The following is a 15,440-nucleotide window of genomic DNA, read 5'->3' as shown; positions in this document are numbered from 1 at the left end:
TTGATCTCCCGGAGGAGAAAGCATGTCGAATATAAAAAATATCCTGGGCATTGCGATGGCCTTTGTCGGTGTGGTGGTGGGGGCCGGCTTTGCATCAGGACAAGAGATATTGCAGTTTTTCAGCAGCTTTGGGTATTGGGGGCTGCTGGGAGGGGTGGTCAGTGGTCTGTGCTTCACGATACTGGGCATGGCGGTGGGGGAGCTTAGCCAGGTTTCGGTATCGCATTCCTTCAAAGAGGGCTTGTATCTGATTTGTGGGCCGCGTCTGGGTGTGGTGGTCGACATCATGATTACCTTCTTCATGTATGCGATTGCCGTGGTGATGTTTGCTGGTGGCGGCTCGCTGATGGAGCAGCAATGGGGCGTGCCGGCGCAATACGGCAGTATCGCCGTCATGCTGATTACCGTGCTGATTGTGTTCTTGCGCGTGGATCGGGTGATGGCCTTTATTGGCAGCGTCACGCCTATCCTGGTTCTGATGATGATTTTCCTGTGTATTTACAGCTGGAATACGCGGGATTTGCCATTAGAAGAACTGGATGTGATTGCGCAGACTAAACCACAAGGTGCGGGGCATTGGCTGGTTGGCTCTTTGCTGTACGTGTCCTACAACATGGTGGTGGGGGCACCGTTCCTGATGATTGCCGGTGCGCAAGCGACTTCTCGGCGCAATGCCTTGCTCGGTGGACTGGTAGGTGGTTTGTTGCTGGGCTTTTTGATCGTGCTGATCAGCGCCGGTGTGTTTGGCCGTATCGATACGATTGGCTCGGCGGCCTTGCCCATGCTGATGCTGGCTACTGAACAGTCCAAACTGCTGGGAACCATTATGTCCGTGGTGATTTTCGCCATGATTCTGACAACCTCGGTGGGTGTGCTGTATTCCTTCTCGGCCCGGATTTTTACGCCCAATACCCGTAAATTCAATATCGGTACGGCTATTGCCGGGGTGCTGGGACTGGTGGGCGCCAAGATTGGTTTCATCAATCTGGTGGGTACGGTATATCCGTTTTTCGGTTACCTGGGCTTTGTTTTGATGGCCTGGATTCTGATTGCCTGGTTCCGTTTGCGCCGCTTACAATCCAGGAATGCTACGTAATGAACTGCTCAGCAAGGAACAGGTAGGAACCCGCCTGCGCCAAGCCCGACATAATCAAAAACAGACACTCAAGCAGTTGTCTGAAAAAACCGGCTTGGCGCTGTCCACTATTTCCAAAGCAGAATTGGGGCAGGTCACTTTAAGCTATGAAAAGTTTGTGGTCCTGGCCCGTGCCCTGAATATTGAAGTTGGCTCTTTGTTTGCCGTTCCCGATCAGGAAAACGCGCAGCCATTGCCCACCACCGAAGTGGGCATTTCCAGCCATAAATCTACGGCCACCCCTGGCTATGCCACCCGCAACTATGAATACGGCCTGTTGTTTGGCGAGCTCAGCGGCAAGCACATGAATCCGATTCTGGCCGTGATTGATTCACGCGATGCCAGCGAGTTTGACGACTATATCCGTCACGCTGGGCAGGAGTTTGTGATTGTGCTGTCCGGCTCTATTGCCATTCAGTTTGAAACTGGCGAAACCCTGTTTCTGGAAGTCCACGAGTCAGCGTATTTTGACAGCGGTATCGGACATATCTATTTATCCACCAGCGAAGACGACGCCAAGGTTGTGGCTGTCTGTACCAGCGGCTTGCCGCCGGGGATTGTTTAAGGTTCGTCGCTTGGTTTGCGCTTGTCCGTTACATCATCAAAAATCGTTGGCAGGATGGTGTTTTGCGTAACCGATGTGGGTGGCGTGCCGTTGGTTTTCAAGGGAGCCACACAACGCGCGGTGGCGTGCTGGAAATACACCGTGCCTACTGGGCGGCCTTTCAGACGAGCCAGTTCGGGCTTGGCGTCAATAGCCGCTTCCGACAAGGGAAAGACAATGCCGCGTGTGGGGATGGTGTGGCGTGAGCTGGCTCCCTCATTGCTGCCACCTTTGAAAATCCGTACGTGGGCTGGATCACGGGTCGGGTCTGAGATCACCCATTCATGCAGGCCATTGGCCATATCCTGAATGCCCAGCGGATTGGGTGGGAAGGCGCCCGTCTTGTTTTTGTCTGCTTCATTGCCTTGCTCAGGCACGTTGCGGCCTGCCTGCCACTGGCCGTTGTCGGTTGCCCAGGGAAAGGGCTGGCCACGGCTGCGGGCCGCGTATTCCCATTCAGCCTCTGTAGGCAGGCGCATGTCCAGGCCGTTGTTTTTTCCTAACCAGGCGCAAAAGGCTTCGGCTTCGTCGTAGGGCATATTGGCGACCTGTTCGCCATCGCCTTTTACCGGCTGCCAGCGCGCAGGGCGCTTGGTTTGCTTCAAGAAACGATCGTACAAGGCGTTAGTTGCCTCTTTTTTCATGATGGAAAAGGCGTTGACCTCTACCGGGTAGGGCTCCAGAGCCCCCTGATCCGGCTGTGCCACCCATTGCACGGACAACTCACCGTCGGAGTTACGCATGGGAACCTGAAAATTGCCGGCCATAAAAGAGCCGCCTTCTACCTGGATCAGTTCAGGACCGGGTTCGGGGCGCGTGGGTAGTGATCTCAGCACCAGCAGGAGCAGGACGCTGGCAACGATGAGGGTGGCGCTGATCCGAAAGGGGGTATGACGCAATCTTGTTTCCTTGCTCTCACCGCATGTGAGCTGAGAGCTTTGTCGATTAATTTCGCTTATATGGCCCCGTATTATTCCATGCCTGTTTATAAGACGGGTCTGTCTGAGCGCAGAGTTTAATGATTTATTGGTATGGAGGGGGCGTCTATTATGTTTATTCGGCGTTTTTAGACGGTTTTTCAGGGACAACCGTCAAAGGAATGCGGATAGCCTGGCCTTCCTGGATCATAAAGTGCCAGCGAGTGGCATCAAACAAGGCTGGGCTGATCTCAAAGACTGCGACATCCGAAACGCTCACCAAGGGGTTGATTTTGTCAGGGCCAACCGTGTCCAGATCATGAGCGTAGCGATAGTCCTGTGTCGCTCGCTGATTGGGCGCTACTTTCTGGCCTGAAGGGTCAACCAGAAACAGGCGTGGCCGATGGATCTGCGGGCTCAGTGGGCGTGGGCTGGTGTTGGTGTAGCGGTAGTGCAAGACGATAAACAGATTGTCCTGACGCGCCGGAGTTGCCAGTTCCCCGGAGTCCAGCTGAGTCTGACGCTGCCATTCATCCAGGTAAGTATGCAGGCGCACACCCTGATAGTCGGGCGTGAACAAGGTCGTCCCGTAGTTCAGAACGGGGGCCGCAGGCGGGATAGGCGCAATGCCGGGAAGGGAGCCTGGCTGCTTTTGTGTAGATAGAACCCGATCGTTTTGACTGTAGGCAGTGGCAGAACACAAGGCTAAAGCGGCGCACAGCCAAAAACGGGGCAGGGTGACAGTCATGGATGTGAACAGGGCCGCTTCAAGAGGTGTAGGCAGGGGAATGGGGGCCTTAATCGCAGGCAAAAAAATAAACGGCTCATGAGCCGTTTTTCTTAACTACTTTTTTTAGATCGTCCAGCTCTTTGCGCAGGGCGACAACTTCGTCACTGAGCAAACCAATAACGGCCATTTGACTTTGATACATTTCGACCAGCGGGTGGTAGCTAATCCCACGGCTGGTCAGTTCCCGGCAAAGCGCGCTAAGCCCGGTGCCAGCGCGCTTGGTTAAAGTAGCCATCTTCCTGTGATCCATAAGCCTGCATCCTGATCAGTAGTTGTTCGATGTTTACATCCATTAACCATACCAAAATTCGGTGACAATAGTCGTTTTTCTTAAAACTTCTTGTATATCTGTGGTTTAGCGACAGGTCTAGCCCACTTGGAAGTTGCCTTCCGGGTAGCGAATACGGCTGCGTTTGCGTGTGGCCAGCGAGTAAATCAAGGTTAGAGGCCCGAGTCGGCCTGCAAACATCAGCACCATGATCAGGATCTGGCTAGGCGTGGACAGCTTGTGGGTAATGCCGTGACTCATGCCGGTGGTACTCAAGGCCGACGCGGCTTCAAACAGCAGGCTGGTAATGGGCATGTCCTCAAACAAGGTCAGCAGCAAGACGCTGATGAAGTACAGTGCGCCGGTAATCAGGAAAAGGGCCAGGGCTTTCTGTACGGTTTCTGGAGCCACGCTGCGTTCCATCAAGACCACTTCTTCGCGTTGACGGATGTAGGAGCGTACCGCCGCCAGCAAGACAATCAAGGTGCCGATTTTGATACCGCTGGCCGTACTGAGCGAGCCGCCACCAATCAGCATCAGCACAATCAGGGTCAACTGAGTGCTGTCGCGCAGGCTGGCAATGTCCATGGTGGTAAAACCCGCGGTACGGGTGGCCGCATTCTGCATCCAGGCGGCCAGCGCCTGATCGCCCAGGCCCAGCATGCCCAACGTATTTGGATTCGTGAATTCCAGCGCCCAGAGACTGAAAAAACCAATCAGGTTCAGGATGAGTGTTCCGATCAGGATCAGCTTTGTGTACGGCAAAAGTGTTTGCCAGCGTTTTTTCTGGCCTACGTCGGCCAGTACGGTAAAGCCAATCCCGCCCAAAATAATCAGGCCGGACAAGGTCATGACTGACACGAAATCCCCGGAAATGGGGATCAAGGAGTCATGAAATAGCGAGAAGCCCGCATTATTGAAAGCCGTGACCGCATGGAACAAGGCGCGATAAAGGGCTGTGGTCCACGGTAAATCAATGGTCCATCGCAGAAACAGAATGGCGGCGGCGATCAGCTCAATCAGGGCAGCAATCTTGAACACTTGAAAGGCTGTACTGCGGATGCGGGACACGCTGGTTTGATTAAAAGCCTCCAGTGCCAGTGCCTGCTGGCTGACACTGATGCGTTTGTGCATGGTGATGGCCGCAATCACGGCAAAGGTCACAAAGCCCATACCGCCAATTTGCACGAGCAGCGCCAGCACAATTTGCCCAAAGTGCGTCAAGTCTGTTGCCGGATCAATGACCGCCAGGCCCGTGACAGTGACGGCCGAGGTAGCCATGAACAGCGCCTGAAAAATCCCCAGCCGGGGCGTAGCTGCTTGTGGCAGGCTCAGCAAAATCGCGCCCAGAATAATCAGGGCCATAAAACCCAGCGCCAGCACCAGTGGCGGGCTGGCGCTCAGGGTGCGGGTATGAGGATTGACCTCAAGACGGCGAGTCAGACTATTAGGCAGCCAATTGCGCATACATCAGACCAATTTGGGGGCGGCGGTACGAAGTGCTTGCAGTTGTCCAAGCAGGATCAGCAGATCCTTGGCATGCAGGGCAAAATCAGCATCGGGCTGGATGGTGGTTTGGCCACGACGTTTGACCAGCAGGACCTGCACGTCGGCCATTTGCTCGCGCAATATGTCCTTGATGGTCTGGCCGTTCATATTGTCGCTGGCGGTGACTTCCACAACATAATCGCCGTTACCCAGGGAAATGTAATCGTTGACCATGGGGTAGCTGAGCATTTGGGCGACTCGTATGCCCATTTCTTCTTCGGGGTGAATAATCCGGTTCACACCAATCTTGGCCAGAATCAAATGCTGGGTATGGGAAATGGCTTTGGCCCAGATTGTCGGGACACCAAAACTTTTCAGGTGAACCACGCAAACGAGGCAGGATTCAATATCAGCTCCAATCGCAACCAGAACTACGTCATAATTGTCCAGCCCCAGCTCTTCCAGAGCCTGGCGGTCAGTGACATCGGCAATGACGGCACGGTTTAATTGGTCCGCATATTTGTTGACCAGTTTCGGATTGGTATCCACTCCCAGTACGGAGTGGCCCATTTTCATGAGTTCCAGGGCGCAGGCCGAACCGAAGCGGCCTAATCCTATGACGGCGAACTGTGCCATAGCTTATTTGATCCGTTTGATGCTTGAAACAATTTCAAGCCAAATTAAGCGTTGATGGTATAAAGACATATCTGGTAAAAACCCTTATCGGGTATTCCCTTGGGCGCGTGTCGTTCAAGCCCTGGCGGAAACATCAATAGTGGACAGTGTAAAACAATGGTTAGTTTGTTTGATCCAATCAAACTGGGTGATATTGAACTCATGAACCGCATCATCATGGCGCCCATGACACGCGCACGCGCCTCGGAGGGCCGTATGCCCAATGATTTGATGCGTATGTACTATTGCCAGCGGGCCAGCGCGGGGCTGATTGTAGCCGAAGCCACTTCGGTATCGCCGCAAGGTGTGGGCTATGCCCACACGCCGGGCATCTGGAGTAGTGCACAGGTAGATGCGTGGCGCACGATTACCGAAGCCGTCCATGCCAAGGGTGGCCGTATTGTCTTGCAATTGTGGCATGTGGGGCGTGTGTCTGATCCGGAATTTCTGAATGGCCAAATGCCGGTTGCACCCAGCGCAATTGCCTGTGAGGGCATGGTCAGCCATTTAAGCCCCGAGCGTCCTTTTGTGGTGCCGCGTGCCCTGCGCAGTGAAGAAATTGCCGATATTGTGGACGACTTTGCCGTTGCCGCTCAAAACGCGCTGAGCGCCGGCTTTGATGGGGTGGAGATACACGGTGCCAATGGCTACCTGATCGACCAGTTCCTGCATGATGGCTCCAATACCCGCACGGATGCTTACGGTGGCTCGATTGAAAACCGGGCTCGTTTCCTGTTGGAGATTGTGGACGCCTGTGTCGCCATTTGGGGCGCTGGCCGAGTCGGTGTGCATTTGTCCCCCCGTGGTGGCTTGCATGGCATGAAGGATTCCGATCCGGCCCGTTTGTTCTCTTACGTGGCTTGCGAACTGGATCGCCGTGATATTGCCTTTTTGTTCCTGCGCGAAAGCCCGGCTTCGGACAGCTTGTTGCCCATGATCAAATGCCAGTTTGGTGGCGCGATTATCGCTAACGAACATTTCGATTTGCCGACAGCACAGACCACTTTATCCAAAGGCATGGCAGACGCCGTGTCGTTCGGTAAGGCTTTTTTGTCCAATCCGGACTTGCCCTTGCGTTTGCAGTTGCGTGCGCCCTTGAATGGCTGGGATCGGGATTCGTTTTACACCCAGGGGCCTAAAGGCTATACGGATTATCCATTTTTGAAATCTAACCCGGAATGGGATCAGCCTGTGGGTGAGGATTTGCAGGCGCATTAAGCTTGCCTGTGATTAAGTAGGTGGAAATAAAAAAGCCCGTTTGATACGGGCTTTTTTAATGGGCTTTATTGTAGATCGGTAGCAGTTTGGGGCAGCGTGCCACTTTCCAAGGTGTATTGCACCTGGTGTTCAGCTACCGCGCACCACTCGAAAAGTGGCTGCCGCTTTAACCAGCAAGCGTTCCTTCTCGTCATACCCGCCACCTTCGCAGTAAGCGGTATCGCCTTCCAGATACAGGCATTGGGCCTTGAACCAGACATCGCCACGAGCAGGCAGTAGAAACTGCGAGTTCATGTCTATGGTGGCCATCCCTGAGCCAGGACGTTGTGCCCGTGCGGCGGCGCTAAGGGTGAAATCCAGAATCGCCATCAAGGTGCCCCCGTGCACATCGGCACGGGAGTTGGCATTACAGGCTTGCCAGGGCAGAAAAGTAATCACTTCCTGCTCGGTGCTGCTCACGGTTTGCAGGCCCAGGTGCTGCATCAGGGGGATATGTGTGCCGAAAAAGTCCTGTTTGGGCTGCGCCAGTTCGGCCTGCAAATGCTTCATGGGTTCAGCTTTTGCTTCACTTGAGCGGAAACCTGGGACATATCGGCACGGCCAGCCAGTTTGGCTTTCACCAGCCCCATGACTTTGCCCATCAATGCGGGGCCTTGAGCGCCGTCAGCCTGAGCCTGGGTAATCGCATCGGCAATGGTCGCGTCAATTTCGGCGCTATCGGCTTGCTGTGGCAGGTATTCCTGCAGAATCAGCAATTCGGATTTTTCTTTCTCGGCGCTTTCGGTACGGCCAGCAGATTCAAAAGCCTGGATGGATTCGCGGCGTTGCTTGACTTGTTTTTCAATGATGCTGCTTACTTCAGCATCGCCCAGCTCGGTACGTTCGTCCACTTCGCGTTGTTTGATCGCGGCTTGCAGAAAACGCAAGGTCTCCAGGCGTCCGCTATCGCGAGCGCGCATCGCCGTTTTGATATCTTCAGCTAAACGGGTTTTGAGTGTTTGACTCATGGTGGTTCCTGGTTGAACGGGCAAAGCCCTAGTTTAACGCAGGGCGGGGGTAGGGAAAAATCCGATTATTGAAAATCCCGGCTGCGTGCGACCAGATCACCAATCAGGTGATTCATGGATACCAGACGGCGGGCAATTAAATGGCAAACGCTTCCATCCCGTTGCCAGACACCATAGACACCCAGCAGGCGAGATTGAAGCAAGGCCTGAGATTGCGCCTGCGCCAACTCTTCACGCACGATGACATTGACACTGCCGGTTTCATCTTCCAGCGTTACAAATACGGTGCCTTTGGCGGTGCCGGGGCGTTGGCGGGTGGTCACCAGCCCGCAGGCTCGTGCCAGCCGCCTATCCGGGCAAGCTTGGTTGAGTTGTTCTGCGGTGGAGAATCGCAAGGGGGACAACTGTGTGCGTAGCAAGGACAGGGGGTGACGATTCAGGCTCAAGCCCACGGCCTGATAATCACTTAACACTTCCAGTCCCACACTGGCTCGTGGCAAATTCGGGGTGTGCTCCGGCGTTTCAGCATGACTAAGCAATCCTGCCTGACTGGGGCGTCGGGCGTCCCAAACACTGTGGCGGCGTTGGCTATAAGCACTGCGTAAAGCATGGGCCTGGGCCAGCGCTTGCTGATCGTGGGCTGACAGAGCCAGCTCCTGGCGCAAGCAGGCCAGATTCAGCGTACGTTCCGGGTGGCTTTGCCGGTAACTTACGATGGCTTGTGCGCCTTGTTCGCTCAAGCCTTTGACCATGTGCAGGCCCAGACGTACCTGAGGCGGGCCGCCAAGCTCGGAACACACGTGGCTGTCATACAGGCTGTATTGCACATCAACAGGCAAGACCTGAACGCCGTGACGGCGTGCATCCTGGACCAATTGGCTGGGGCCGTAAAAACCCATGGGTTGAGAGTTCAGCAAGGCCGCCAGAAAGTGCTCCGGGTAACGTGCTTTCAGATAGGCGCTGAACCAGGCCAGTTTGGCGAAGCTGGCCGAGTGACTTTCCGGAAAACCGTATTCCCCAAAACCGCTGATCTGATCGAACAGGCGCTTGGCAAATTCTGGAGAATATTTTTTGGCAGCCATACCATCCAGCAACTCCTGTTCAAAAGAGCCCAAACCACCACGACGACGCCAGGCAGCCATAGCCCGTCGCAAGGCGTCCGCTTTGTCAGCCGAAAAACCCGCCGCCTCCATAGCCAGTTCCATGGCTTGTTCCTGAAAAATAGGCACGCCCAGGGTGCGTTCCAGCACATGGCGGATTTCGGGAGCGGGGTAGTCGACTTTGCTGTGGTCGCGACGGCGTTCCAGATAAGGATGCACCATGCCCCCTTGAATGGGGCCGGGGCGCACAATGGCCACTTGCACCACCAAGTCGTAAAAGCATTGGGGACGCAACCGCGGCAACATGCTCATCTGGGCGCGGGACTCGATCTGGAACACGCCTATGGTGTCAGCGCGCCGTATCATCCGAAAGGTTTTGGCGCTGTGCAAAGGGATGTCCTGCAAGCGGAATGGTTTGCCTTTTTGCTGGCTGATACTGTCCAGGCAGCGACGCAAGGCGCTCAACATACCTAAGGCCAGAATATCGACTTTCAGCAAACCCAGCACATCCAGATCATCCTTGTCCCATTGCACAACGCTGCGCCCTGGCATGGCGGCGTTTTGAATTGGCACCAGCCTGTGCAAGGGTGTTTGTGAAATTACAAACCCGCCAGGGTGCTGGGACAGGTGACGAGGAAAGCCCATCAGCTGGCGGGTCAAGGACAACCATTGATGCGCTTGCTCTGGCGGGCATTCGGGAAAGCGTGCCAGGACTTCATCCTGAATGTGGCTGTCTTTAAGCCAGGCACGGTCGCATTGAATCAAGTCCTCGATCAAGGCGGAAGGAATGCTTAGCGCCTTGCCGGTGTCCCGCAAGGCGCTGCGGCGTCTATAGGTGGTGATCACCGCTGTTAAGGCTGCTCGTTGCCGGCCATATTTGCGGTAAATGTATTGAATAACCTCTTCGCGACGCTGGTGCTCGAAGTCCACATCAATATCGGGCGGTTCAGCCCGTGCGCGGCTGATGAAGCGCGCAAACAAGGTATGGCTGCTGGCAGGATCAACTTCAGTAATGCCCAGGCAGTAGCACACGGCCGAGTTGGCGGCAGAGCCTCGGCCCTGGCACAAAATCCCCTGACTGCGCGCGTAACTGACGATGTCATGCAAAGTCAGAAAGTAGGACTCGTATTGAAGGTCTGCAATCAGGCTGAGTTCCTCTTCCAGGCGCGTGCGCAAGCTGTCGCTAATCCCTTTGGGGTAGCGCTTTTGCGCGCCACGCTCGGTTTCCTGTCGCAGATACTCAATGCCACTGAGACCGGGCGGGACAATCTCGACCGGGTACTCGTACTTGATTTCACTTAAACAAAACTGGCATAGCTCCTGGATGTGATCGGTGGTCTCACGCAGTTCGGCCGGGTAAAGATTGGCCAGTTGGAAACGACTGCGTAAGTGATGTTCTGCATTGCTGGCCAGGGACCAGCCGCATTCTTGCACAGGTGTTTTCAGGCGTATGGCTGCCAAAGTATCGTGCAAAGGCTGGCGAGAGCGCACGTGCATATGGACGCCGCCTAACGCGGCACAGCGCAAGCCACATGCCTGCGCTGCCAGCCTGACGGCGCGCAAATGCTGCATGTCCTGATCGCGCCTATGCAGACTGATGCCTAAAAACAGTCGGCCTGCAAACAGGTCCAGCAAATGCTGTGTTTGAAGACGGATGTGCTCGCTATCCAAGCCATAGGCCGGCTTGTAGATGACAAGACAGTCTGGCAGAACCTGTTGTTGGGAACCTTGGCGGGCTTGTTGCAAAAAAGACCAGTCAATCGAGGCTTCCTGCTTCAAGTCCAGTGATTGGTGCAGGTGCGAGATGAATTGACAGAGATTGCCGTAGCCTTCCTTGTTGCGCGGCAGAATCAGCAGCTCATGGGTTTGAGTGCCGTTGCAGGTTCTTGTCTCAGCCTTGGCGACTTGTGGGCGCTGATTGTCCCAAACCCCCGTAAAGCGGAACCGACTTCCAACCAACAGGCGGATTTCCGGATGCAACTTGGCCTGCGCATAAGCGCGCACCACACCGGCCATGGAGGCGTAATCGCATAAGGCCAGCGCCTTGTAGCCCAATTCGGCAGCGCGGCTGATCAGCTCTTCGGGGTGGGACGCGCCATTCAAGAAGCTGTAATTGGACAGGCAGTCCAGTTCGGAATACAGCAGGTCTATATGGGGTTTCATCCAAAGACTCCGTGCAGATACCAGGCATGCTCCTGGCTCAAGTCCCGATAAACCCAATACAAGCGTCCCTGCGGACACAGGGCAATAAAGTAGTCTCGCTGCTGATGCCCGGTGCCGCTCCACCAGCCTGTCTGTACCCGTTCTGGACCCTGGACCAAGCGCAAGCGCTGCTGATCCAGAAGCGGGGATTGCTGATCGTGTTGTAAAGGCTGAGCCGGGTCCAGCATCCAGCATGGACGTTGCAAAGCCGGACGGTCCGCATCGGGGGGCTGGCTGCGGGACAAGGGGAGCCATTGATTCGCCTGTTCAGGCAAATAGCTGGCTTGGGCGGCAGGTGTCAAAATCTGTTCAGCCCCCAGCCTGGCCTGCAAGCGCTCCAACAGTTGTTGATCCTGCTCTTGCCAATGACGCGCATCGGGAAACAGGCTGCTGGCATGAGTTTGGCGCGGGTGTAGTTGCTGTGCCTGCAGCACCATGCTCTGTACGGCCGCCTGTAATTGCAGTTGCTGGAACTGTTCTTGCCATACGGGCAAAAAGTCCTGGCTACGCCAGCAGGACCGGGCCATTTGCAACTCCAGGCGGGTGGTCGTGGGGTAGTCCTTGTATCTTTCTGTGCGTAGTACCAGCTCCAGACGTCCACAAGCCAGCTGGTACTGATTCAACCAGGCCTCCAGCTTGATCAATAGGCGATTTACGGCCCGCAAGACGGTGGGTTTGTTATTGGATGGTGTATCCATTTCCAGCTTGTCTGTAAATTGCGGGGCGGCATGCACCCATTCCAGCGCCCAGCTTTGTGTGCCGTAGGCTTGGTCCAACTGCAACAGCAGGGCACGCAGCCCGCGCTGGGATAGGCCATCGCGGGGGAGTTGGTGCAACTGGCCCAGGGTATGGCAGCCCAGACTATGCAACCATTGCAGCTGGTCGGCAGGCGGAGCCAATAAGTGGATGGGAAGCGAGTTCAGACAGGCCTGCAAACGTCGTGCACAACGACGCTGCTTGCGTCCGGATAAAGCCAGCAAGCAGGCCGCACGGGCAGTGGGTGCCAGAGCCAGGCAGGGCTCGGGAATAAGGGCTTGCAAGTCAGCCCGGACCTGTTGGTACAGACGGCGCAAACCACCAAACAGCCGGATGCTGGCACTGATATTCAGTACCCATAAATCGGCTTGAACCTGTGCCAGCTGGGGGCTGTAGCGCAGCAGAACGGCTTGAATACCGTTCTGCTGTTTTGGGCTGGCCTCAGGCGTAAGCAGGCTCTGGGGCAGTCGCAGGCACAGGTACATGAGACGGAATGGCCGCTGGCGGCATCAGGGTGTGGTGAGGGGCCAAAGCAATGCTGTCCTTGCACGGAGGCCCCCGTCGTTTGCGGATATGAACATCCAGCCAGGGCTGCCCCTGCTGGTCTTGGCGAGTCTGAAGTTCAAGACGCAAAAGGGCGGGGCTGTTGGTCTGACTGTGCGCCGGACGTAAACAAAAAAACAGGCTGTCGCTATGGCTGGCTAATAGCTGTAGTTGACGCAAGGCCGCTAAAGGCACATGGGCAGGCAGCCAGCTCAGCACAGCCGCACAGTGGCCGTGACGCAAGGCCTGGGCACTGGCCCACAAGGTATCGTTCAGGTGCTGGCTGCGTATCCAGAGCATGCGGGCGGGCAAGGCGTTTTCTGATGAGCTGTTTTGCTCGTTCGTAACAGGAGTACCACGCCACAGTTGTTGCATGGGTTGATAGGGCGGGGCGACTAAAACACGCAAGCGCTCTGCCTGCAGCGTATTCAAGGCTGGCAACAACAAGGACAAGGCACTGCTGTCTTGCTGTGCATGCAGTTCGATCAGACTGCCCACAGGCCAGCCGCCTCCTGGCAGTTCGTCATCCAGGGCGGCAAACCCGCTGGGCAGGCAAGTGCCTGCGGCATGCGCATAATGCTTGCCTGTCCAAAGGGAAGGGTGAAGATCTAAAAGGGAACGAAGTGCGCTTGCCATAGGTATGCTCCTGATTGCTGTATAAATATACAGTAAATCTGTTTGCCAGCAAACCAGGCATCTGTTTCAAAGCAGAACTTTTATATACTGTGGCCTTCTGTTTGGCGCTCTCGCATGAATTCTTCCCCTTCTACCCGTCCCGGCCGCTGTGCACAGTGTCAGCGGCCCTTGGCTCGTTGCTTGTGTCCCTTGATCCCTTCGATAGAAGCAGCGTGTCCTGTGCTGATTTTGCAGCACCATTCCGAAGCCCGGCATGCGCTTAATACTGCGCGCTTGGCGTATTTGGGTTTGAAGGGGGCAGAGCTATGGGTGGGAGAGCAGTTTGCTGAGCTGGAGGCCCGGCTGGCACAGGCGCATCGTCCTGTTTTGCTGTTTCCGGGACCAGAAGCCAAGGTGGCGGGCTCAACAGGCCCAGGGGAGAAGCCGGATCTGATCGTGGTGCCAGATGGCACCTGGCGCAAGGCACGCCTGATCTTGCACAGCAATCCGGTTTTGCAAGCCCTGCCGTATTGGGTATTGCCTGAAGGACAGGCGTCGCGCTACAGACTGCGTAAAGCGCCCGACCCGCAGGCTGTGTCGACCCTGGAAGCAATTGTCCGGCTGATGCAGATTATGGAGCCGGAGCGGGATTTCAGCCCTTTGCTCCGGCCCTTCGAGCAGTTGATTGAAGAACAAATCCAGGCTATGGGCCTGGATACGTATCAGCGTAACTATCCTACTTCCAGGTGAAGTTCAGTTCGCGGGGCTGGCCTTCAACAATAGTGGCCTGGCGCTCCTGGGTCTGGCCCTGGTAAGTGGCAAATACCTTGTAATTGCCGGGGCCAAGACGGATCAGGCAGTAGGGGCCGTCGATCAGGCTGTTCAGCACGGTTTGGTCGTTGCTGTTACGGATAACCAGCTGCACATCGGAAATATAGCCGACGCGCTCACCCTGGTTGGCTGAAAAGTTCACGGACAAGGGAAAGGTGTTGCGCACCATGCGAAACAGTTGGGCTTCATCACTACCTATGCCGCCGCTGATGTATTCGGTTGAACCGTAATACTGGCTGGGGGGCAGTTCCTGGGCGTGCACGATGGGGCTGCTCAATAAGGCCAGCGACATGGCAATGCCGATCAATGAAAGACGAGGACTCATGAGGTTTCCTTGCTTGAAGTAAGGTGGCTAAGCGGGCCCTCAGGGGCCCTGTTGCTGTTATGAGAGGGGTGGGGCTGGCTGTCAGGATGAAAGCTGGGCCACAACAACGGCCAGTCATGCTGACGGGTCGGTTCTGCCTGCGGATTGAAACTGCGTTCACGCAGCATTCCATGTCCGCGCTGATTAATAGTGATGACGGTGGTGCAGCGGGTGCCGTAATTGGGGCTGACAATAAACGGGCTGCTTAACAAGCGTTCGTGCTCAAGACTCAAGCCGGTTTGGGGCAAGTCGGCATCGGCTGCGACTTCCTGATTGCGTAAACCCTGAAACAAGCCTTCTACCGCTGGTGGCGAGCCATCAAAATGTTGTGCCTGCAGGGTTTCTTTCAGGAACAGGCTTTTGGGCCAAGGTGTATTAAGCCAGGCATTGCTCAGAACATGTACGCCTGGTTCCAGCATGTGCGGGCTGCCACTGGGATGACGGTTGCTGTAATAGCCCATGCGTAAAGGCTGTTGCTTGTCCGGCCATTCCAGCACAAAAAGATTGAAGCCTGCGTAATCGGCTCCTTCCTGGGCGAGTTGTTCCAGATAGTCGGCGGGACTGCGCTCGTCTCTTAGAAACTGGGGGATCAGCTCGCCGCGTGAGCGTTGCTTGCTGTGTTTGTTACTGGGGGCTTCGCGGTAATTGGTCAGCAAGGCTAGCCGTCCACGGCTTTGTGTCAGGCCCAGCCAGGTGCCCCCGGCTTGCAGGTCCCGACCCGCCAGAATATCGGGCTCGTCCCGCCAAGGTTGAGCCGCTTGGCTGGGGCGAGCATGATATTCGTCGCGATTGGCGGCAATAATCAGCGGCCAATCTGCATTAACTCCGACGGCGATATAAGCGATGCACATGTGCCGATTGTAGGATGGCTATGCAGGCTTTGGTAGCCAAAGTACCGCCAAGTTCCGCTTTTTTTCTCGGTATTGA

Annotated in this window: 16 protein-coding genes; 4 read left to right on the top strand and 12 right to left on the bottom strand. The window is 55.7% G+C overall.

The annotated features are described in order from the left end of the window. Nucleotides 1-22: 22 nt before the first annotated feature. Nucleotides 23-1,096 carry a membrane protein gene (locus MID00_RS18410; RefSeq protein ID WP_035273217.1) on the top strand — a complete coding sequence of 358 codons (1,074 nt, stop codon included), beginning with the start codon at nt 23-25 and terminating at the stop codon, nt 1,094-1,096. Then, entirely contained in the window at nt 1,086-1,700 is a 615-nt protein-coding gene (locus tag MID00_RS18405; protein ID WP_254499282.1) for a helix-turn-helix domain-containing protein, read from the top strand. The genes MID00_RS18410 and MID00_RS18405 overlap by 11 nt, the downstream gene beginning before the upstream one ends. Here MID00_RS18405 and MID00_RS18400 read toward each other — a convergent pair. The 5 genes from MID00_RS18400 to MID00_RS18380 all read right to left on the bottom strand — a co-directional run bounded on the left by MID00_RS18400 (nt 1,697) and on the right by MID00_RS18380 (nt 5,838). After that, nucleotides 1,697-2,638, bottom strand: coding sequence for an SUMF1/EgtB/PvdO family nonheme iron enzyme (locus MID00_RS18400; RefSeq protein ID WP_254499281.1), 942 nt, complete (start codon nt 2,636-2,638; stop codon nt 1,697-1,699). The two genes, MID00_RS18405 and MID00_RS18400, sit on opposite strands and share 4 nt — an antisense overlap. Before the next feature lie 154 nt (nt 2,639-2,792). Then, the gene (locus MID00_RS18395) at nt 2,793-3,404 is read right to left on the bottom strand and encodes a hypothetical protein (RefSeq protein ID WP_128831586.1); all 612 of its coding nucleotides are present in this window, start codon (nt 3,402-3,404) and stop codon (nt 2,793-2,795) included. A gap of 76 nt (nt 3,405-3,480) precedes the next feature. Next, nucleotides 3,481-3,681 (bottom strand): hypothetical protein, encoded by a 201-nt coding sequence (locus MID00_RS18390; RefSeq protein ID WP_223254031.1) that lies wholly within the window; start codon nt 3,679-3,681, stop codon nt 3,481-3,483. A 132-nt stretch (nt 3,682-3,813) separates the two neighbouring features. Beyond that, nucleotides 3,814-5,181 (bottom strand): TrkH family potassium uptake protein, encoded by a 1,368-nt coding sequence (locus tag MID00_RS18385; RefSeq protein ID WP_009454213.1) that lies wholly within the window; start codon nt 5,179-5,181, stop codon nt 3,814-3,816. A 3-nt stretch (nt 5,182-5,184) separates the two neighbouring features. Continuing rightward, nucleotides 5,185-5,838, bottom strand: coding sequence for a TrkA family potassium uptake protein (locus MID00_RS18380; protein ID WP_009454211.1), 654 nt, complete (start codon nt 5,836-5,838; stop codon nt 5,185-5,187). A gap of 156 nt (nt 5,839-5,994) precedes the next feature. Here MID00_RS18380 and MID00_RS18375 point away from each other — a divergent pair, with 156 nt between their 5' ends. Next, complete coding sequence (locus tag MID00_RS18375) at nt 5,995-7,095, top strand: alkene reductase (RefSeq protein ID WP_009454209.1); 1,101 nt, start codon at nt 5,995-5,997, stop codon at nt 7,093-7,095. A 129-nt stretch (nt 7,096-7,224) separates the two neighbouring features. Here MID00_RS18375 and MID00_RS18370 read toward each other — a convergent pair whose 3' ends face one another. From MID00_RS18370 to imuA, 5 genes are all read right to left on the bottom strand, one after another. Beyond that, a complete protein-coding gene (locus MID00_RS18370; RefSeq protein ID WP_009454207.1) occupies nt 7,225-7,644 on the bottom strand; it encodes a PaaI family thioesterase in 420 nt (139 codons plus the stop codon). Next, nucleotides 7,641-8,102 (bottom strand): GatB/YqeY domain-containing protein, encoded by a 462-nt coding sequence (locus MID00_RS18365; protein ID WP_009454206.1) that lies wholly within the window; start codon nt 8,100-8,102, stop codon nt 7,641-7,643. The genes MID00_RS18370 and MID00_RS18365 overlap by 4 nt, the downstream gene beginning before the upstream one ends. 65 nt (nt 8,103-8,167) lie before the next feature. Further along, complete coding sequence (locus MID00_RS18360) at nt 8,168-11,365, bottom strand: error-prone DNA polymerase (RefSeq protein ID WP_254499280.1); 3,198 nt, start codon at nt 11,363-11,365, stop codon at nt 8,168-8,170. After that, entirely contained in the window at nt 11,362-12,645 is a 1,284-nt protein-coding gene (locus MID00_RS18355) for a DNA polymerase Y family protein (protein ID WP_009454204.1), read from the bottom strand. The genes MID00_RS18360 and MID00_RS18355 overlap by 4 nt, the downstream gene beginning before the upstream one ends. Then, entirely contained in the window at nt 12,602-13,339 is a 738-nt protein-coding gene (gene imuA / locus MID00_RS18350; RefSeq protein WP_254499278.1) for a translesion DNA synthesis-associated protein ImuA, read from the bottom strand. Before imuA ends, MID00_RS18355 begins: the two co-directional genes overlap by 44 nt. A 114-nt stretch (nt 13,340-13,453) precedes the next feature. Here imuA and MID00_RS18345 point away from each other — a divergent pair, with 114 nt between their 5' ends. Further along, nucleotides 13,454-14,068: a tRNA-uridine aminocarboxypropyltransferase gene (locus MID00_RS18345; RefSeq protein ID WP_254499277.1), complete on the top strand. Its 615-nt coding sequence runs from the start codon at nt 13,454-13,456 to the stop codon at nt 14,066-14,068. On the opposite strand, the gene MID00_RS18340 is transcribed toward MID00_RS18345, so the two are convergent. Beyond that, complete coding sequence (locus MID00_RS18340; RefSeq protein ID WP_009454198.1) at nt 14,055-14,474, bottom strand: carboxypeptidase-like regulatory domain-containing protein; 420 nt, start codon at nt 14,472-14,474, stop codon at nt 14,055-14,057. The two genes, MID00_RS18345 and MID00_RS18340, sit on opposite strands and share 14 nt — an antisense overlap. Next, nucleotides 14,471-15,364, bottom strand: a complete 894-nt coding sequence (locus MID00_RS18335) for an NRDE family protein (RefSeq protein ID WP_254499276.1) — start codon at nt 15,362-15,364, stop codon at nt 14,471-14,473. The genes MID00_RS18340 and MID00_RS18335 overlap by 4 nt, the downstream gene beginning before the upstream one ends. Nucleotides 15,365-15,440 lie beyond the last annotated feature (76 nt).

The sequence above is a fragment of the Alcaligenes sp. NLF5-7 genome (assembly GCF_024266725.1).
Taxonomy (GTDB): domain Bacteria; phylum Pseudomonadota; class Gammaproteobacteria; order Burkholderiales; family Burkholderiaceae_B; genus Alcaligenes; species Alcaligenes phenolicus.
The sequence above is the reverse complement of the archived record's forward strand: the minus strand, read 5'-3'. Positions and strand labels throughout refer to the sequence as shown.